The organism is Azospirillum sp. Sh1, from assembly GCF_008365135.1.
Lineage (GTDB): Bacteria > Pseudomonadota > Alphaproteobacteria > Azospirillales > Azospirillaceae > Azospirillum > Azospirillum oryzae.
The window spans coordinates 1-19401 of the sequence record NZ_VTTK01000065.1; the positions used below are offsets into that span (position 1 = coordinate 1).

The 19401-nt window shown below is 67.7% G+C and carries 14 protein-coding genes; 9 read left to right on the forward strand and 5 right to left on the reverse strand.

Translation table 11 applies throughout. The features are described from left to right. Positions 1–187: 187 nt before the first annotated feature. Complete coding sequence (locus FZ029_RS31855; protein ID WP_149274107.1) at positions 188–937, forward strand: GntR family transcriptional regulator; 750 nt, start codon at positions 188–190, stop codon at positions 935–937. Positions 938–944: 7 nt separating this feature from the next. On the opposite strand, the gene FZ029_RS31860 is transcribed toward FZ029_RS31855, so the two are convergent. After that, positions 945–3356, reverse strand: a complete 2412-nt coding sequence (locus FZ029_RS31860) for a transketolase (protein ID WP_149274109.1) — start codon at positions 3354–3356, stop codon at positions 945–947. 145 nt (positions 3357–3501) lie between these two features. On the opposite strand from FZ029_RS31860, the gene FZ029_RS31865 reads away from it, so the two are divergent. After that, entirely contained in the window at positions 3502–3984 is a 483-nt protein-coding gene (locus FZ029_RS31865; RefSeq protein ID WP_149201597.1) for an Lrp/AsnC family transcriptional regulator, read from the forward strand. A gap of 4 nt (positions 3985–3988) precedes the next feature. On the opposite strand, the gene FZ029_RS31870 is transcribed toward FZ029_RS31865, so the two are convergent. Continuing rightward, a complete protein-coding gene (locus FZ029_RS31870; protein WP_149274111.1) occupies positions 3989–5269 on the reverse strand; it encodes an MFS transporter in 1281 nt (426 codons plus the stop codon). A 28-nt stretch (positions 5270–5297) separates the two neighbouring features. Next, entirely contained in the window at positions 5298–6077 is a 780-nt protein-coding gene (locus tag FZ029_RS31875) for an SDR family oxidoreductase (protein ID WP_247892602.1), read from the reverse strand. A 708-nt stretch (positions 6078–6785) separates the two neighbouring features. Between FZ029_RS31875 and FZ029_RS31880 the strand changes: the two genes are divergently transcribed. From FZ029_RS31880 to FZ029_RS31910, 7 genes are all read left to right on the forward strand, one after another. Further along, positions 6786–10904: a Pls/PosA family non-ribosomal peptide synthetase gene (locus FZ029_RS31880; RefSeq protein WP_149274113.1), complete on the forward strand. Its 4119-nt coding sequence runs from the start codon at positions 6786–6788 to the stop codon at positions 10902–10904. Between the two features lie 260 nt (positions 10905–11164). Continuing rightward, positions 11165–12790 (forward strand): fumarate hydratase, encoded by a 1626-nt coding sequence (locus FZ029_RS31885; protein WP_149274115.1) that lies wholly within the window; start codon positions 11165–11167, stop codon positions 12788–12790. Between the two features lie 128 nt (positions 12791–12918). Then, entirely contained in the window at positions 12919–13161 is a 243-nt protein-coding gene (locus FZ029_RS31890) for a type II toxin-antitoxin system CcdA family antitoxin (protein WP_149274117.1), read from the forward strand. Then, entirely contained in the window at positions 13158–13475 is a 318-nt protein-coding gene (locus FZ029_RS31895; RefSeq protein ID WP_149274119.1) for a CcdB family protein, read from the forward strand. The genes FZ029_RS31890 and FZ029_RS31895 overlap by 4 nt, the downstream gene beginning before the upstream one ends. Positions 13476–13482: 7 nt before the next feature. Beyond that, entirely contained in the window at positions 13483–14163 is a 681-nt protein-coding gene (locus tag FZ029_RS31900; RefSeq protein WP_149274121.1) for an RNA pseudouridine synthase, read from the forward strand. A gap of 93 nt (positions 14164–14256) precedes the next feature. Further along, positions 14257–15705 (forward strand): ATP-binding protein, encoded by a 1449-nt coding sequence (locus FZ029_RS31905; RefSeq protein ID WP_149274123.1) that lies wholly within the window; start codon positions 14257–14259, stop codon positions 15703–15705. 119 nt (positions 15706–15824) lie between these two features. Next, positions 15825–16523, forward strand: a complete 699-nt coding sequence (locus FZ029_RS31910) for a pirin family protein (RefSeq protein ID WP_149274125.1) — start codon at positions 15825–15827, stop codon at positions 16521–16523. A gap of 7 nt (positions 16524–16530) precedes the next feature. On the opposite strand, the gene FZ029_RS31915 is transcribed toward FZ029_RS31910, so the two are convergent. Together FZ029_RS31915 and FZ029_RS31920 are read right to left on the reverse strand one after the other, a co-directional pair. Beyond that, positions 16531–17547, reverse strand: coding sequence for a TIGR01620 family protein (locus FZ029_RS31915; protein ID WP_149274127.1), 1017 nt, complete (start codon positions 17545–17547; stop codon positions 16531–16533). Next, positions 17544–18938, reverse strand: coding sequence for a YcjX family protein (locus FZ029_RS31920; RefSeq protein ID WP_149274129.1), 1395 nt, complete (start codon positions 18936–18938; stop codon positions 17544–17546). Before FZ029_RS31920 ends, FZ029_RS31915 begins: the two co-directional genes overlap by 4 nt. Positions 18939–19401 lie beyond the last annotated feature (463 nt).

Below are 19401 nucleotides of genomic sequence, written 5' to 3' on the forward strand. Positions count from 1 at the left end.
GCGCCTCGTTCAGCGCCCCGCCGTCGGTGGAGCGGTTTATAGGCGCCCTCCCCCAAACCACGCAAGCGCTTTTTTCACCACCCATGACGATTTTTTGGCCGGGGTCCACCGGGCTTCATTCCGGCTCAATCGTTGAAAGGTATGACCTTTTGACCATAGGATTGTTCAAATTCCATAGTGAGCGGCCATGCCCGTCGAATTTGAAAGCGTCGTCACCGTCAGCGCGGCAAAGCAGATCGCCGACAGCCTGCGCGCCGCCATCATGGACGGCCGGCTGAAGGTGGATGAGCGGCTGCCGACCGAAGAGGAACTGGCCCAGCGTTTCAAGGTGTCTCGCCCAACCGTGCGCGAAGCCTTGAAACGTCTGGCTGCCCAGCATCTGATCCGATCCCGCCGTGGTCCGACCGGCGGCAACTTCGTCGCCAGTCCGGCACCGGAAGATGCGGCGCGGTCACTGGCAAACGCCACCACATTGATGGTCGCGGTCGGCGATATCGGCCTGGACGACATGGCGACGGCGCGGCTGGAACTGGAGAGTGTCTGCTGTCGGCTGGCGGCGATGCGGGACGATCCGGCTCTGGTCGCGCCCCTGGAGGCAATGCGGGAGGAGTTGGCGCGGCAGCGCGACGCAGCTTTGTCGGACGAAGAGTTCTGTGCGTCGGATGTCCGGTTCCACCGCGCGCTGGTGGAGGCCGCCGGCAACGCCCTGCTGTCTTACCTGATGCATGCGGTGGTCGAGGCGCTGCAGCCGGTCAGCAACATGATCATCTATCGGGTGCGCGAGCGTGAGGCCATCGTCGGCTTTCACGCCCGCCTGTTGCTCGCGCTGCAAAGGCGAGATGCCGAGGCCGCGACGGCGGCGCTCGGCGATCTGGTCGCCTACACCCGCGACCGCCACCGGGAGGCGCTCGAAAAGCGGGCCGAGCGCCCCCGTTAACAGAGGTTCAGCCGATCGCCCGCAGATGACGGACCGGCCGGCCGGGGGATGCCGCCTCGGCCGCCGCGACGATGCCGTGGGCGTCGATGCCGTAATGGCGGTAGAGGTCGGCGATGGTGCCGGTCTGGCCGAAATGCTCGACTCCGAGCGCCCGCGTGCGGTGGCCGGCGACGGACCCGAGCCAGCTCAGGGTCGCCGGATGGCCGTCGACCACGGTGACCAGCGCGCAGTGGGGCGGCAGCCCGTCCAGCAGCCGCTCGATATGGCCGCGGGCATGGCCGAGGCCGCGTTCGCGCGCCCGCTGGGCAGCGCTCCAGCCTGCGGACAGCCGGTCGGCGGACGTCACCGCCAGCAGGCCGACATCGCGCCGGTCCTCCCCCAGCATGCCGACGGCGGCGATGGCCTCCGGCGCGACGGAGCCGGTGTAGGCGATCACCACCTGGGCGTTCGGCCCCGGCCGGCGCAGCCAATAGGCGCCGTCGACGATATCATGGGCGAGATCCTCGTCCATCGTTCGGGTCGGCTGCTCCAAAGCGCGGGAGGACAGTCGCAGATAGACCGAACCGCCGGTCTCGTCGCGCAGCCAGTTGCGCTCGCTGGGGCTCCCCTCCCCGTCCCGCTGCATATAGTCGAAGGCCCACCGCATCACCACGGCCAGTTCGTCGGCGAAGGCCGGTTCGAAATAGGCCAGCCCGTCCTGCGCCATGCCGACCAGAGGCGTGGCGATAGACTGGTGCGCCCCGCCCTCCGGTGCCAGCGTGATGCCGGACGGCGTCGCCACCAGCATGAAACGGGCATCCTGATAGCAGGCATAGTTGAGCTGGTCGGCTCCGCGCATGATGAACGGATCGTAGACGGTGCCGATCGGCAGCAGCCGCTCCCCGAACAGGCTGTGCGACAGGCCCAGCGCCGACAGCAGGATGAACAGGTTGGACTCGGCGATGCCCAGCTCCAGATGCTGGCCCTTCGGCGAGAATTCCCAGCTGTAGGTGGAGGGAATGCGTTCCTTCTTGAACAGGTCGGCCATCTCGCTCTTGGCGAACAGGCCACGGCGGTTCACCCAGGCGCCGAGGTTGGTCGAGACGGTCACGTCGGGCGCAGTGGTGACGATGCGTTCAGCCAGCGGCGAGCGCTCCCGTCCGATCTCGTTCAGGATCAGGCCGAAGGCAGCCTGGGTCGACAGGCTCTTCTGCGTCGGAACCGCCAGCGCCGCCGGCACCGAGACGGCCGGGGCTTCGAAACGGCGGCGGCCCTTCTGCGCGAAGGGAACACGGCGCAGGAAGTCCTCCAGGGCGGCCTCCGGCAGGGAGAGGCCTTCGAAACGGTCCCACTCATGGCCTTGACGGACCTTGTTGGCGGCGCGGAAGCCATCCATCTGTTCGCGCGTCAGCAATCCTGAATGGTTGTCCTTGTGGCCGGCCAGCGGCAGGCCGAAGCCCTTGACGGTGTAGGCGATGAAGCAGACCGGCCGGTCGTGGGTCCTTGCCTGGGCGAAGGCCTCCAGCAGCGAGGGCAGGTCATGGCCGCCGAGATTGCCCATCAGCCGGGCCAGTTCCTCGTCGCTGCGGCGCTCGATCAGGCGGGTGACGTCACCCTGGTCGCCCAACTCGTCCATCAGGCGGCGGCGCCATGCGGCTCCCCCCTGATAGGTCAAGGCCGAATAGAGCTGGTTGGGGCAGGTGTCGATCCACTGGCGCAGGCGTTCGCCGCCCGGCTCCTTGAACGCCTCCTGCATCAGCGTGCCGTATTTCAGGATCACCACGTCCCAGCCGAAGGCGCGGAAGATGTTCTCCAGCCGCTCCCACAGCCCTTCGCGGATCACCGCGTCCAGGCTCTGGCGGTTGTAGTCGACGATCCACCAGGTATTGCGCACGCCATGCTTCCAGCCCTCCTGCAGGGCTTCGAAGATGTTGCCCTCGTCCATCTCGGCGTCACCGACCAGCGAGACCATGCGGCCTTCCGGCAGGTCGCCAGCCCAGCCCTTGGCCTTCAGGTAATCCTGGACCAGCGAGGCGAAGAGAGTCTGCGCCACCCCCAGCCCGACCGAGCCGGTGGAGAAATCGACGTCGTCCACGTCCTTGGTGCGGGACGGGTAGGACTGGGCGCCCTTGTAGCCGCGGAAATTCTCCAGCTTCTCCCGCGTCTGGTTGCCCAGCAGATATTGGATGGCGTGGAAGATCGGGCTGGCATGGGGCTTCACCGCCACCCGGTCTTCCGGGCGCAGGGCCGAGAAATAGAGCGCCGTCAGGATGGTCGACATCGAAGCGCTGGAGGCCTGATGACCGCCGATCTTCAGTCCGTCCAGGTTGGGACGGACGTGGTTGGCATTGTGGATGGTCCAGGACGCGAGCCAGAGTACCTTGCGTTCCAGCTCGGCCAGGCAGGCGAGATCGGCGGAGGACGGCTGGTTCGCGGTCATGGGTCTGCTCCCGAACGAGGGTTATGCCACAGGATTTATGTTCGAAGACCTTATCATTTGTGATCCGGCAGATGCTTGCGAAGTGGCGCCGGCCGCGGTTCCGCTTTAGCATCGAATGCCAGGATTGCACGGGAAACAGCATTCGATGCCAAAACATCCGTTAGACCGCATCGACCGCAAGATTCTGGCGGCACTTCAGCAGGACGGCCGGCTCCCCAACAACGAACTGGCCGAACGGGTCGGGCTATCGCCCTCCCCCTGCCTCCGGCGCGTCAAGGCGCTGGAGGAGGCGGGGGTGATCGCCCGCTATGTGGCGCTGGTCGATCCGGCCTCCGTCGCCCTGCCGGTCAACATCTTCGTCAATGTCAGCCTGGAGCGGCAGGTGGAGGCGCGGCTCGACGGGTTCGAGGCGGCGGTGATGGCGCGGCCGGAGGTGCTGGAATGCTATTTGATGACCGGCGACGCCGATTACCTGCTGCGGGTGGTGGTGCCGGACCTTGCCAGCTATGAACGGTTCCTGAAGGAACATCTGACCCGCATTCCGGGCGTCGCCAGCATCCGCTCCAGCTTCGCCCTGAAGCAGGTGCGCTACCGCACCGCCCTGCCGCTGGAGCATCTGGGGGAATAGAGCGTCACGCTTTGGTCGTTGCCGGTTTGGCGCGGCTGCCGATCATCGGCACCAGCAACGCCGCGAGCAGGCAGAGAGCGCCGGCGGTGGCAAAGGCCGGCAAATAGCTTTGAAGAGCCGTGCGCGACAGACCGGCGCCGAAGGCCGCGACAGCGGCACCCAGCTGGTGACCGGCGAAAACCCAGCCGAAGACGAGGTTGGCTCGTTCCCGGCCGAAGCGTTCCGCCGTCAGGCGCACCGTCGGCGGAACGGTGGCGATCCAATCCAGGCCATAGAAAACGGCGAAGAGCGACAGGCCGTAGAGGGTGAAGTCCGAGTAGGGCAGATAAAGCAGCGACAACCCGCGCAGGCCGTAATACCAGACCAGGAGCCAGCGGTTGTCGTAGCGGTCGGACAGCCAGCCGGACCCGACGGTGCCGATGAAGTCGAAGATTCCCATCACCGCCAGCAGACCGGCCGCCTGCACCTCCGGCACGCTGAAATCGACGCAGAGCGGGATCAGGTGGGTCTGGATCAGGCCGTTGGTGCTGGCGCCGCAGATGAAGAAGGTGGCGAACAACACCCAGAAGGTCCGCGTCACCGCGGCCTCGCGCAACGCCCCCAGCGCCGCCGGCAGGATGGCGCCGGCCGGGGCGGCCGGCGGCGCGCTCCCGACCTCGCCGAAGGCGGACAGGCCGAGGTCGGCAGGACGATCGCGCATCAGCGCCAGCATCGCCAGGGCGGCCACCGCAATCAGGCCGCACAGCAGGGCGATGGCGCTACGCCAGCCATAAGCCTCGGTCAGCATCGACAGCAGGGGCATGAAGACCAGTTGCCCGGTGGCGGAACTGGCGGTCAGCAGCCCGATCACCAGCCCGCGGCGGGCGACGAACCAGCGGGTGGCGATGGTGGCGCCCAGCACCATCGCCGTCAGGCCGGTGCCGAATCCGACGACGAATCCCCACAGCAGAATCAGTTGCCAGACCTCCCGCATCGCCAGCGAGGCGAACAGGCCGCCGCCGACCAGCGTCAGGGAAGACAGCACCATGCGGCGAACGCCGAAGCGGTTGATCATAGCGGCGGCGAAGGGACCCATCAGCCCGAACAGCAGCAGGCGGATCGCCATCGCCAGGGAGATGTCGGCGGTGTCCCAGCCGAATTCCCGCTGAAGCGGCAGCAGAAGGACGCCGGGCGCGCCCACCGCCCCGGCGGACACCAGCATGGACAGGAAGGTGACGGCAACGACGACCCATCCATAATGGATGTCGCGGCGGGCCAGCGTGGCGGCGAGGGGAGTGGACAGCATCGGCTCGTAACTCCGGTAACCAACCTTGTTATTGCGCGGTCACGCCGCCGTCGATGTTGATCGACTGGCCGGTGACGAAGCCGGCGGCATCGGAGCAGAGCCAGAGCACCGCTGCGGCAACCTCCTCCGGACGGCCGACGCGGCCGACGGGATGGCGCGGACCCATCACCGCCTCCACCTGCTCGGCGCCGCCGAAGGAAGCCTGGGTCATCGGCGTCTGGATGATCGCCGGGCAAACGGCGTTGACGCGCACGCCGAAGGCCGCGACCTCGATGGCCGCGGTGCGGGTCAGCCCCTCCACCGCCGCCTTGCTGGCGGAATAGGCGGCGTTGCCGGCCATGCCGATCTGCCCCAGCACCGATCCGGTGTTGACGACGGCGCCGCGGCCCTGGCGGCGCATGATCGCCAGCTCATGCTTCAGGCAGAGCCAGACGCCCTTCACGTTGACGGTCAGCATGCGGTCGAAGGCGGCCTCCTCCATGTCGGTCAGCGGCGCGACCTGATGGATGCCGGCATTGTTGAAGGCGGCGTCGAGCCGGCCATGGTCGCGTTCGATCCGCTCGAACAGCGCGGCGACTTCCGCCGCATCGGCCACATCGGCGGCCACGAACTGGCCGATGCCGCCGGCACGGCCGATCAGGTCCACCGTCTCCAGTCCCTCCGCCTCGCGCCGGCCGGTGACGATCACCGTCGCCCCCGCCCCGGCGAAGGCCAGCGCCGTCGTGCGGCCGATGCCGGACGTGCCGCCGGTGACCAGGGAAACCCGCCCGCTCATGTCCGCCCCCGTGGTATTCATTGCAATGCTCATGACCCTCTCCTGTCCCTGATCCGGCTTCTGCGCTCCGACCGGTGCCGGGCGCCATTGATGACGATCATCATCAATACAGCTTTTTATGATGTCCATCATTAAAATGCATGCCGAGCCGTGATTCCCGGAGCCTCAGCCATGCGTCGCCCGAATGGCGCGTGACGACGGGTGACACCACATCTGCACGGGGACGGGCGGGGGCTGCGAGTTGCAGGCGCCGGTCCGGCGACACCTACCCATCCGGGAGGTCTATTCTGGCCCTGGTTGCAAACTTGCCGAACACTGGCAACCGGAACGGCACACGGCGCCCGCCATGGCGAAAGTCACGGATCCGGGACCATGTGGTGAGCCCGACACACGGCCCTCCCCTTCGATCCGGCAGCTTGAGGATAAGCTTGACCGACGCCGCGCAACGGATCATGAAGGCGCGAACATGCCGCTTGATGTATCCGCATGTATCGGGTGCCGTCGGGTCTTCCTCTTTCTTTCGGTCGGGCGAATGTTGCTTTCGCAGCGCTTGGGCAGCCCAAGACTTGACATATCCCATCGGCACAGGTGCCTCCAAGCCGGATGGCAAGCATTCGTTAACCATAAAGCACCACAACTAGCGAGCGGCCCATCGCCGCATTCAGCCGACCGCCGGGACCGGATGACGAACGGGTCCGCTTGGCGCCACCGCGCTGATTCCTTTTGGAAGGCTGACACAGCGTGACTCTGCTGACTGCGCGGGCCAATGGCCCGACCGATGTTTCCCCGGCCGGTCAATCGACGATCTCCGCTCCGTGGAACGCCACTCCATTGGTGCCGACCTTGAGCGGCACGATCGATCCCTCACTTCTGCGCGACGAGTTGCTGTCCGACATTCCGCAGGCGACCGCCGCGGCGCATCCGGACCGCACGGCCATCGTCTATGAAGGCCGGCGCGTCAGCTATGCCGAGTTGGACGCGCGCGCCAACCGGGTCGCCCGCGGCCTGCGTGCGCGCGGGATCGGTCCCGGCTGCTTCGTCGGGCTGTGGATGGCGCGGTCGCTCGACCTGCATGTCGCGCTGCTGGGCATCCTGAAGGCCGGCGCGGCCTATCTACCCTTCGACGCCGATGCTCCGGCGGAGCGCGTGGCGGTCAGCCTGACCGACTGCGCCGCCCCGGCGATCCTGATCGATCTGGTGACCGGAACGAAGGCAGCGACGCTGGCCGAGGCCGGCGCCGACGTCCAGGTCCTGCGCATCGGCGATGTGCTGAGCGATGACGAGCGGGCGTTCGACCTGCGCGCCGACGGGGTGACGCCGGACAGCCCGGCCTACGCCATCTACACCTCGGGCTCGACCGGCAAGCCCAAGGGCATCGTCATCAGCCATCGCAACATCTGCCACTATCTGCGCGCCGCCAACAGCGTCTACGGCATCACCGCCGACGACGTGGCCTTCCAGGGTGCGTCGGTGGCCTTCGACCTGTCGCTGGAGGAAATCTTCGTCCCCTATCTGGCCGGCGCCACCCTGTGGGTCGCCAGCCGACAGGTGCTGGACGAGGTGGATCGGCTGGCCGACGTGCTGAACGAGGCCGGCGTCACCGTTCTCGACACCGTCCCCACCCTGCTGGCGATGCTGCCGAAGGATGTGCCGTCGCTGCGCGTGGTCATCCTGGGCGGCGAGGCCTGTCCGCCGGCGGTCGCATCGCGCTGGTGCCGGCCGGGCCGTCGCCTGTTCAACAGCTATGGCCCGACCGAGGCGACCGTCGTCGCCACGGTGGCCGAGGTGCTGCCCGACACCCCCGTCACCATCGGCCGCCCGATCCCCAACTACACCTGTTATGTGGTGGATGAGGCGCTGCATCCGGTGGCCGCCGGCACCCAGGGCGAGCTGCTGATCGGCGGCCCAGGCGTGGCCCAGGGGTATCTCGGCCGGCCGGAACTGACGGCTGAGAAGTTCATCGCCAACCCGTACCGCACCGGCGCACCAGATGCATTTCTGGACCCGCTGCTCTACCGGTCGGGCGATGCGGTCAGCGTCGATGCCGACGGCAACCTGCGTTTCCATGGCCGCATCGACGATCAGGTGAAGATCCGCGGCTTCCGGCTGGAATTGGGCGAGATCGAGGCCAAGCTGACCGACCTGCCAGGCATCGCCCAAGCCACCGTGGTGCTGCGCAACGACAACGGGCTGGACCGGCTGGTCGCCTTCCTGGTCGCGCAGCCGGGTGCGTCTCTGGAAAAGACTGCGCTCCGCGACGCTCTGCGTGCGCAATTGCCGGCCTACATGGTGCCCGCGCATTATGAGCAGGTGGCGGAGCTGCCGCGCCTGACCTCCGGCAAGGCCGACCGCAAGACCCTGCAGGCGATGGCGCTGACCGAGGATGCGGGCTCGGGTGAGCAGGAGGAGCCGCGCAGCCCGACGGAGGCCACGCTGCTGGACGCCGCCCGCCGTGTCTTCCCCGGCCAGTCGATCCCGCTGGAAGCCGACTTCTTCCTCGATCTGGGCGGTCATTCGCTGCTGGCCGCGCGCTTCGTCTCCGCGGTGCGCGAAACCGCCGGGCTGGCCAGCCTGACCCTTCAGGACGTCTATGGCGCCCGCACCCTGCGCGCCATGGCCGAATGGCTGGATGCCAAGGCGCCGGCGGGACATGGCGCGGCACCGGCCGACCTGTCCTTCAATCCGCCGCCGCTCGGCCGCCGGCTGCTGTGCGGTCTGGCCCAGGCCGCGGCGCTGCCGATCATCCTGGCGCTGATGACAGTGCAGTGGCTGGGCGTTTTCGTCAGCTACATGCTGCTGTCCGGCGAGGATGCCGGGCTGCTGGGCGAGATCACCACGCTGTTCGGCGTCTATATCGTCATCAACATCGCCACCGTCGTCATCGCCATCGCGGCGAAATGGCTGATCATCGGCCGGACCAAGCCGGGCCGCTATCCGCTGTGGGGCGTCTATTATTACCGCTGGTGGCTGGCCCAGCGCTTCGTCGCGCTGGTCCACCTGAAATGGCTCCAGGGATCGCCGGTGATGCGGCTGTTCCTGCGTGCTCTCGGCGCCAGAATCGGCGCCGACGCGATGATCGGCGAGTTCGAATCCGGTGCCATCGATCTGGTCAGCATCGGCCGCGGCGCCTCCACCGGCGGCAAGGTGAAGCTGGCCAATGCCGAGGTGATCGGCAACGAACTGGTGATCGGCACCATCGAGATCGGCGAGGATGCCTATATCGGCACCTCCTGCGTCATCGGCCATGATGCCGTGGTCGGCAAGGGCACCGAGCTGGCCGACCTGACCGCGCTGGCCGCCGGCACCCACACCGGCGAGTATGAGTCCTGGGACGGTTCGCCCGCCCGCAAGGTCGGCACCGTCGACAGCGCCATCCTGCCGCAGGAGCCCCGCGCCGGCATCGTCAAGCGCGCCACCCAGGGGCTGATCTATCTGGTTGCCCTGGTCGGCCTGCCGCCGGTGGCGCTGATCCCGATTTTCCCGGCCTTCTACCTGTTCGACAGGCTCGACGCCTGGATGGGCGGGGTGTTCAAGGTCAACTACCTCTACTATGTCCCCGCCATTGCATGGCCGACCGCCATGTTCCTGGTGGCCTTCACCGTCCTGCTGATCGCCGCCATGCGCTGGATCGTGCTGCCGAAGGTGGAAGCCGGTTCCTACTCGGTCCACAGCTGGTTCTATGTCCGCAAATGGGTTGTGGCGCTGGCGACCGAGGTGATGCTGGAAACCCTCAGCTCGCTCTACGCCACCGTCTACATGCGGGCCTGGTACCGCCTGATGGGCGCCAAGATCGGCCGTGACGCGGAAATCTCGACCAACCTCGCCGGCCGCTACGATCTGGTGGAGATCGGCGAGAAGTGCTTCATCGCCGACGAGGTGGTTCTGGGCGACGAAGACATCCGGCGCGGCTGGATGCATCTGCAGCCGGTGAAGACCGAGGCCCGCGTGTTCGTCGGCAACGACGCCGTGGTCCCGCCGGGTGCCTGCATCCCCACCGGCACGCTGATCGGCATCAAGTCCAAGCCGCCGGCGAATGCCGAGATGCAGGCCGGCGACACCTGGTTCGGCAGCCCGCCGATCAAGCTGCCGGTGCGCCAGAAGTTCGACAACGTGTCGTCCAACTGGACATTCGAGCCGTCGCGGACCCGCCGTCTCGGCCGCGCCGTGTTCGAGGCCTTCAGCCTGTCGATGCCGTCGATGCTGTTCATCACCTTCGGCACCTTCGCGGTGGAGTTCTTCGCCAAGGCCATTCTGGACCAGCGCTGGGGCGCCTTCGCCTGGCAGTTCCTGGCGGTCAGCGTCGCCATTCCCATGGCGATGGTGCTGGTCGTGGCGCTGGTGAAATGGGCGCTGATGGGCCGCTATGCCCCCACCATGAAGCCGATGTGGTCCTGGTGGGCGATGCGGACCGAAGCGGTCGCCGTTCTGTACTGGGGTCTGGCCGGCAAGGTCCTGCTCGACCACCTGCGCGGCACGCCGATGCTTCCCTGGGTTCTGCGCATCTTCGGCACGAAGTTCGGCAAGGGCGTCTACATGGACACCACCGACATCACGGAGTTCGACTGCGTTTCCGTCGGGGACTATTGCGCCATCAACGCCCTGTCGGCGCTGCAGACCCACCTGTACGAGGACCGCGTGATGAAGGTCGGCCGGGTTTCGGTCGGGACCGGCGTCACCATCGGGGCCGGCGCCACGGTGCTGTACGACACCCATGTCGGCGACTTCGCCCGCCTGGGCCCGCTGACCCTGGTGATGAAGGGCGAGGAAATCCCCGCCCATGGCGACTGGGTCGGCGCCCCGGCCGAGCCGGCGGTTCATGTCCATGCGGCGGTCGATGGACGGGTGAAGGCGGCGGCGTAAACAACCGGCGTCAGCGGCGAAAAGAACAAGGCTGGTCATACCATTGCGGTGTGCCGGCCTTTTCTTTTGCCCCAGCTATTGCCGACGACAAACCGTCGCGCGCCGCACGTCCCGCCGATGGTTGTCTCCGCCCCGCAGCGGTGTATAAGGGGGGCCGAGCGCGGCCTGCCCCCCTTCGCGCGCCCGGCCGGGCGCGTACCGCGGAGGCGAGCGGACGCAGTTGGATCGTCATGCCAGGTTCGCCACGAAGGAACGCCCCAATGCCCGACGATATCGCCTCAGCCCGCGGTCTGTTTCCGCTCGCCAAGGACGACACGACCTACCGCAAGCTGACCTCGGACCATGTCTCGGTCGTCGAATTCGACGGCGAGCAGATCCTGAAGGTCGAGCCGGAAGGTCTGCGCCTGCTGGCAGAGGCAGCCTTCTCCGACATCAACCATCTGCTGCGTCCGGGCCATCTGGCCCAGCTCGCCAAGATCCTTGACGATCCGGAGGCGTCGGCCAACGACCGCTTCGTGGCGCTCGACCTTCTGAAGAACGCCAACATCGCCGCCGCCGGCACCCTGCCGATGTGCCAGGACACCGGCACCGCCATCATCATGGGCAAGAAGGGCCGCCGCGTCTGGACCAAGGGCGGCGACGAGACCGCCCTGTCGGAGGGTGCGCGCGATGCCTATCTGAAGCGCAACCTGCGCTACAGCCAGCTGGCGCCGATCTCCATGTATGAGGAGAAGAACACCCGGAACAACCTGCCGGCCCAGGTCGACATCTATTCCGAGGGCGAGGACTATTACAAGTTCCTGTTCATGGCCAAGGGCGGCGGGTCGGCCAACAAGACCTTCCTGCATCAGGCCACGCCGTCGGTGCTGGCGCCCGACCGGCTGCTGAAGTTCCTGGAAGACAAGATCCGCTATCTCGGCACCTCGGCCTGCCCGCCCTACCACCTCGCCATCGTCATCGGCGGTCTGTCGGCGGAGCAGAACCTGAAGACGGTGAAGCTGGCGTCGGCCCGCTATCTCGACAACCTGCCGACCGAGGGCGGCGAGGACGCGCACGCCTTCCGCGATCTGGCGATGGAGGCCGAGGTCCACAAGCTGACCCAGAACATGGGCATCGGCGCCCAGTTCGGCGGCAAGTATTTCTGCCACGACGTCCGCGTCATCCGCCTGCCGCGCCATGGCGCCTCCATGCCGATCGGCATCGGCGTGTCCTGCTCGGCCGACCGTCAGGCGGTGGGCAAGATCACCAAGGACGGCATCTTCCTGGAGCAGCTGGAGACCGATCCGGCCCAGTATCTGCCGGAGATCGGCGACGAGCATCTGTCGGGCGATGTCGTGAAGATCGACCTGAACCAGCCGATGGAGCAGATCCGCGCCACGCTGTCGCAGTACCCGATCCGCACCCGCCTGTCGTTGACCGGCCCGCTGATCGTCGCCCGCGATCTGGCCCACGCCAAGCTGCGCGCCCGCCTGGACGCCGGCGAGCCGCTGCCGGACTATTTCAAGAACCACCCGATCTATTACGCCGGCCCGGCCAAGACGCCGGAAGGCTACGCCTCGGGCTCCTTCGGGCCGACGACGGCGGGCCGCATGGACAGCTTCGTCGACCAGTTCCAGGCGGCGGGCGGCTCCATGGTCATGCTGGCCAAGGGCAACCGCAGCCCCGAGGTCACGGCGGCCTGCAAGCAGCATGGCGGCTTCTATCTCGGCTCGATCGGCGGCGCCGCCGCCCGTCTGGCCCAGGACTGCATCAAGAAGGTGGAATGCGTCGAGTATCCCGAACTCGGCATGGAAGCCATCTGGCGCATCGAGGTGGAAGACTTCCCAGCCTTCATCATCGTCGACGACAAGGGCAACGACTTCTTCAAGGAGTTGAAGCTCGCCTGATCCGGGCCTGACCGGATGTGAAAGGGGCGCGGCGCCTTGCGAGGTTCCGCGCCCTTTTTCCTGCCTCCTTGCGGGACGGCACCAGGGGCGCCTATCTTCGGTGCATCGGGATCGGTGGAGGGCTTTCAATGGACGGTGTCTATGACCGGCGGGCGCCGAAGCGGGACATCACCTTGTCGTTGGACGAGGACATCCTGCAACGCGCGCAGTCCCTCCCCGGCGATCTGTCCGAGCGCGTCGAGAAGCTGCTGGCCGACGAGGTAGCGAAGGCGGACCGCGAACGTCGCCTGGATGCGGTGATCGAAGCCTGGAATCGGTTTGACGAGAAGCATGGCTCTTTTGCGGACCAATATGTCGATGACATCTTATGAGCCAGTTCGACGTCCACAGAAACATCGGGGCAGGTCGTCAGACGACTCCGTTCGTGGTTGTCGTTCAATCACGAAGGTTTGATGGGGCACGAAGCCGGGTCGTCATTCCAATGGTAGACAAGCGCGCGGACCCTCCTATCGATCCCCAATTGAATCCGTCTTTTGAAATCGATGGTCGTTCGGTGGTTCTTCATCCACTACAGACCGTGTCGATCCGCACCGAACGGCTCGGCGAGAAAATCTGCTCCCTCGCCGACGACAGCGACCGCATCATCGCCGCCATCGACCTCCTGATTTCCCGCGCCTGGGGATGAGTAGCCCGTGACACCCGCCCAAATCCAAGACCGCATCCTGTACCGTGACGGGCTGATGCTGATCCTCGACAAGCCCGCCGGGCTGCCGGTCCATGCCGGTCCCGCCGGTGGACCGAACCTGGAGCGGCATTTCGACGCGCTGCGCTTCGGCTTTCCCAAGCCACCGTCCCTCGCCCACCGGCTGGACCGCGACACGTCGGGCTGCCTGATCCTGGGCCGTCACGCCAAGGCGCTGCGCAAGATCGGCATCCTGTTCCAGAACGGCAAGGTCGATAAGACCTATTGGGCGGTGGTCGCCGGCACGCCGCCGCAGGAGTCCGGACGGATCGAGCTGCCGCTCGCCAAGGTCTCCAACAAGACCGGCGGCTGGCGCATCGTCGGGTCGCCCGATGGGCAAACGGCGGTCACCGACTACGTCGTGCGCGGGCAGGCGGACGGGCTGACTTGGCTGGAACTGACCCCGCACACCGGCCGCACCCACCAGATCCGCGTCCATTGCGCCTCCATCGGCTGCCCGCTGGTCGGCGACCCGCAATATGGCGGGCCGGAGGGCAAGCCGCTGCACCTGCATTCCCGCGCCATCTCGCTGCCGCTCTACCCCAAGCGCGATCCCGTCGGCGCTGTGGCTCCGGTCCCGCCGCACATGCAGGCGGCGCTGGCGGCTTGCGGCTTTACCGAGGTTTCATAGCTTCGCCGCTACCCTCCGTCCTTGCTGCATTGCGGCAGGCTGCCCCATGATCATCGATGGAGATGGGGCGATCACGGCCGGGGGGACGAGCGCATGATACCGATCGGCACGACGACTGCCCGCTGGATGACTTTGCGCTATGCCCTGGCGCTGACGTTGATCGCGCTGGGCACACTCGCTGGTTTCGTCATGACCGAGCGGGTCATCGGACAGCACGAACGCATGCTGGAGGTCGTCAACGTTTCCGGTCGGCAGCGCATGCTGTCGCAGCGGACGGCCCTGCTGGTGGAGCAGTTGAAGACCGCGACCGATCCCGCAACGCGAGTCGACCTCGCCCGGCTGCTGGATGGCGCCACGGACATGTTCGAAGCTGCCCACCGGCGGCTGAGCGGCCGGGCCGGGCCGGAGGAAGGCCCGCCGCTTGGGCCGCCGCCGCAGGATTTGTTCTACGGCGGTCCTGATCCGCTCGACCCGGTGGTGACCGAGCACATCGCCGCCTTGCGCCGTGTCATCGCCGCCGCATCCGCCGGTCAGCCGCCCGACCCTGCGGAAGCGGACCGCATCACCGCCCAGGCGCTCGGCCCGCTGCTGGACCGGTTGGAAGAGGTGGTGGCGCTCTATCAGGAGGAGGGAGAGGCCGGCTTCCAGACCCTGCATCGGCTGGGGCTGACGGCGCTGCTGATCACCCTGCTGATCCTGGCGGTGGAGGCGCTGGCGATCTTCCGGCCGATGACCCGGCAGGTGCGCCGCCAGTTCACCGAAATCCTGCGCATGGCGGAGACCATCGAGCGTGCCAACGCAACGCTGGAACAGCAGGTGCGCGAACGGACGGCCGAACTGCACGCCGCCAAGACCGCCGCCGAGCAGGCCCACCGCGCCAAGTCCCGCTTCCTCGCCCACGCCAGTCACGATCTGCAGCAGCCCCTTCAGGCCATCGGCATGTTCACCGGTATCCTGGAACGCCAGCCGCAGGGCGGCAAGACGGCGGCCCTGCTGACCGATCTGAAGGCTGCGCAACGGTCGATGCGCGACCTGCTGAACGCCATCCTCGACATCTCCAAGCTGGAATCGGGGGTGGTGACGCCGAAGCCGGTCGACCTGCCGCTCTCCCCCCTGCTCGACCAGTTGGAAGCGGAATTCGCCGGACAAGCGGAGGCGAAGGGGCTGCGGCTGCGCGCCATCCCAACCGATGCAGTGGTGCACAGCGACCCGGCCCTGCTGGAGCGCATCCTCCGCAACCTGATCGCCAACGCCATCCGCTATACCGAGACCGGCGGCGTGCTGGTCGGCTGCAGGACCCGCGGCGATACGCTGTGGATCGAGGTCTACGACACCGGCCGAGGCATCGCCGAACCCGACCGACAACGCATCTTCGAGGAGTTCGTCCAGCTCGACCGCCCCGACCGTGACCGCAGCGAGGGCATCGGGTTGGGCCTTGCCATCGTCGAGCGGCTGGCAAGGCTGCTGGGCCATCCGGTGACGGTGCGCTCGGCGGAGGGACGCGGGACCGCGTTCGCGGTGGGGGTGCCGCTGGCAGGGTGAGATTGTCCTGTATGCAAGAACGATCTGATGCGAACGGGTCGGATTGTTCCGCGGGCCGTTGGGTGCCAAATTCCCCTCCAGACAACGGCACACACCCCAACGGTACGGAGGGTTCCATCATGATCACCATTCGCCATCGCGACGAGCGCGGGGTCGCCAACATGGGTTGGCTGAACAGCAACCACAGCTTCTCGTTCGGCCACTACTTCGATCCCGGCCATATGGGCTTCCGCGCCCTGCGCGTCATCAACGAGGACCGGGTCATTCCCGGTGCCGGCTTCCCCACCCATGGGCATGCCAACATGGAGATCGTTTCCTACGTGCTGAACGGCGCGCTGGAGCACAAGGACTCCATCGGCACCGGGTCGGTGATCCGTCCGGGCGAAGTCCAGGTGATGAGCGCCGGCCGCGGCATCCGCCACAGCGAGTACAACGCGTCGGACACCGAGCCGGTGCATTTCCTCCAGATCTGGATCCTGCCGGAAGCCAACAACCTGGCGCCCGGCTACCAGCAGGCGGATTTCCCGGCCGAGCAGAAGCGCGGCACGCTGAAGCTGGTCGGGTCGCGTGACGGGCGGGACGGCAGCGTCACCATCCACCAGGATGTCGACCTGTACGCCGCGCTGCTGGACGGCGAGGAAAGCGCCACCCTGCCGCTGCGCCCCGGCCGCCATGCCTGGGTCCAGGTCGCCCGCGGCCGGGTCCACCTGAACGGCACGCTGCTGAAGGCCGGCGACGGCGCCGCGCTGACGGACGAGGAGGCGGTCACGCTTGACCGGGCGGACGAGGCGGAAGTGCTGGTCTTCGACCTCGCCTAGGGTCACGTCACAGCACCTGCTTGGGCAACGACAACAGCTCCTTCCTGATGCGGTTCAGGCTGGGGCGGTTGTCGGGGCCGAAGGCGATGGGGCGGCACAGGTGCATGGCGGTCAGCCCGACCCGCGCGGTCAGCAGGCCGTTGATGACCCCCTGCCCCATCCGGGTGGAAATGGCGGCGGCGAGCGAGCCGCCCAGCGCCTCCACCGCCACATGGTGAGCGCTTTCCGTCACACCGGCGACGGCGATGTTGGCAAGCATCCGGCGCAGGAGGCGGAGCGAGCCGACATAGCCCGGCCGGGCGCCATAGAGGCTGGCGATCTCCCGCACCAGCTTCAGGTTGCGCCACAGCACCACGGCGAAGTCCAGCAGCGCCGCCGGGCTCAGCGCGGTGGCGACGGCGGTATCGCGCGAGGCGCGCAGCACCCGCTGATAGGCGGCGCGGTCGAGCGGGCTCAGAACCTCGCGGTCGAGGAGCCGGACGACCTCATGCTCGTCATGGGCATCGGTGACATGGTCGCGCACGCGGGCCAGAGCCGGCGCGAGTTCCCGCCGGTCGGCATAGAGCGCCACCAGCGATCCGGCGAAGCGGTCGGCCCGGCCGCCGGGCGCATCGACCTCCAGCCGGCCGGCCTCCGCCCGCAATTCCTCGATCCGGCGCAGACGGCGGAGCGACAGCAATTCGGTCACCAGCATCGCGACTGCCGCGATGCCGGCGGTGGCGGCCAGCAGGGCAACCAGAACGCCAAGAGCGAGGCTGGTGGTGAAGGCGCGGGCCAGCAGGTCGGCGGTGTCGAAGCCCAGCGCCACCAGAACCAGCGCCGCCAACGCCCCGAAAAGCCAGCGCCCGAGCCGGCGCGTCGTGCGCACCGGCGTGGCGGGGGCCGGCAGCAGGTCGGCCGGGTCGCCGGAGCCGGTCAGCAGGGCGGTCTCCTCCTCCGCCGGGACCGGCGCCGCGCGGTCGAGGTCCAGTTCCATCGGCGGGACCCAGCCCTTTGAGGCATTGCGGGTGTCACGCTCCGTCACGTCAGGTAATCCCCCAGCAGGAATTGCAGGGCCTGATCGACGCGGATGTGCGGCAGGCCGCGCGGGTCGCGGCCGAGGTCGTCGGGCGGACGGAAAGGCAGGAAATTATAGGGACGGTCGCGGCCGGGCGGGAAGGCTTCCGCATCCTCCGGGATCTCGCCGGGGAACAGCACGGTCGGGCGGTCGCGGCCGACGGGAATGCCGCGCACGCAACGCAACTGCCGGCCCTCATGCTCCGTCACCACGCTTTCGGTGCATTTCAGCGCGGCGATGGCCATCGTCTCGACCTGGGCGCCTTCGAAACGGATGGCGTTGCGGGCGTCGCCGACCAGCCGGTCGAGCAGCGCGCGCAGCTGGGCATGCTGGTGGGCGGCGATGTGGTCGGCCTTGGTCGCGGCGAACAGCACGCGGTCGATCTTGCTGCCGAACAGCCAGTCGAACCAGCCCGACGCACCATGGCGGAAGGGCTCCAGGCTCAGCTCCAGCGCCCGCTTCATGTCGGCCATCCCGGCCGGACCGGCATTCAGCGCCCCCAGCACGTCGATCAGCACGATCTGGCGGTCGAGGCGGGAAAAATGCTCGGCGAAGAAGCGGCGGACGACGTTGGTCTTGTAGGCCTCGTACCGCGCCTCCATCAGCGCCCACAGGCTGCCGCGCCCCCTCGATCCGTTGGGCTGGCCACCATGCAGGGGACAGAAGGTCAGCAGCGGCGCGTCCTTCATGTCGCCCGGTTCGACGAAGCGGCCGGGCTGGATCAGGCTGAGCAGCGTGTCGGCGCGGCGGCAGGCGTGGAGATAGTCGGTGTAGAGCGCCGCCCCGCGCCGCGCCGTCTCCTCCTCCGCCGAAGCCGCCGGGTCGATGGTGGCGAGCCAGCCGCGCCAGGAGGCCGACAGCTCGTCGCGTGGCGGGCGGGCGGCGAGGTCCAGGGTCTGGGTGCTCCATTCCGCGAAGCTCTGGCGCAGCAGCGGCAGGTCGAGCAGCCATTCGCCGGGGTAATCGACGAGGTCGAGATTCAGCGTCGCCATCGGCTGCACCGTACGCTTCAGCGCCGAATCCGGGCGGTAGCGCAATGAGACGCGCATCTGGCCGATGCCGCGCGTCGGCTCCGGCCAATGGGGATCGGGGCCGGTGAGTGCGGCGAGATGGCCTTCGAAATCGAAGCGTGGCACGTCGGGATCGGGCTGGGGCCGCAGCCGCGCCGCCTGGAAGCGGCCCGACGACATGACGTCGAGGAAGGGCAGCCGTCCGGCCTTCAGCAGGTTGTCGACAAGGGCGGTGACGAACACGGTCTTGCCCGCCCGCCGCAGTCCGGTGACGCCGACGCGCACCGTCGATTCCAGAAGAAGCCGGCTGCCGGCGTCGTACAGGCTGTTCAGGTCGGGAATGGGCACGGGCGGACGTTCACCTCTGGCCGATGACCGGCCCTATATGGGGTTGAGTCCGCGCGATGCGAGGGGCCTGGATGCGACGTTTGGAACAGCGTGAAACAGTTTTCGGGGGTGTGTTCACTGTTCAATCCGGGCGGCATCGGCTGGAACCTTCGCGGGTGGGGACCGAGGGTCAATCGTATCATGGATGCGGTGGGTGGGTAACGGTGGGCTGAAAAACGTGGGAAGGTTTGCGGGATTCTCCCTCTCCCCCCGGGGAGAGGGTCGGGGTGAGGGGGGTGCATGGGATGGATTTGGTGGGAAGCGGAGAGTGCGCGAGTCTTGGGAATCCTCGCCGCGCCTCCCCCCCCCCCCCCCCCCCCCCCCCCCCGGGGGGGGGGGGGGGGGGGGGGGGGGGGGGGGGGGGGCCCCCCCCCGGAAGCGGCGCCCCCGCCGGCCCGGCCTCCCCCCTCCCCGCCCCGCCGGG

What these genes read in the sequence shown, in the direction of transcription:
- FZ029_RS31855 (WP_149274107.1), top strand. Translation starts at nt 188, where the DNA reads ATGCCCGTCGAATTTGAAAGCGTCGTCACCGTCAGCGCGGCAAAGCAG.
- FZ029_RS31860 (WP_149274109.1), bottom strand. Translation starts at nt 3,356, where the DNA reads ATGACCGCGAACCAGCCGTCCTCCGCCGATCTCGCCTGCCTGGCCGAG.
- FZ029_RS31865 (WP_149201597.1), top strand. Translation starts at nt 3,502, where the DNA reads ATGCCAAAACATCCGTTAGACCGCATCGACCGCAAGATTCTGGCGGCA.
- FZ029_RS31870 (WP_149274111.1), bottom strand. Translation starts at nt 5,269, where the DNA reads ATGCTGTCCACTCCCCTCGCCGCCACGCTGGCCCGCCGCGACATCCAT.
- FZ029_RS31875 (WP_247892602.1), bottom strand. Translation starts at nt 6,077, where the DNA reads ATGAGCATTGCAATGAATACCACGGGGGCGGACATGAGCGGGCGGGTT.
- FZ029_RS31885 (WP_149274115.1), top strand. Translation starts at nt 11,165, where the DNA reads ATGCCCGACGATATCGCCTCAGCCCGCGGTCTGTTTCCGCTCGCCAAG.
- FZ029_RS31890 (WP_149274117.1), top strand. Translation starts at nt 12,919, where the DNA reads ATGGACGGTGTCTATGACCGGCGGGCGCCGAAGCGGGACATCACCTTG.
- FZ029_RS31895 (WP_149274119.1), top strand. Translation starts at nt 13,158, where the DNA reads ATGAGCCAGTTCGACGTCCACAGAAACATCGGGGCAGGTCGTCAGACG.
- FZ029_RS31905 (WP_149274123.1), top strand. Translation starts at nt 14,257, where the DNA reads ATGATACCGATCGGCACGACGACTGCCCGCTGGATGACTTTGCGCTAT.
- FZ029_RS31910 (WP_149274125.1), top strand. Translation starts at nt 15,825, where the DNA reads ATGATCACCATTCGCCATCGCGACGAGCGCGGGGTCGCCAACATGGGT.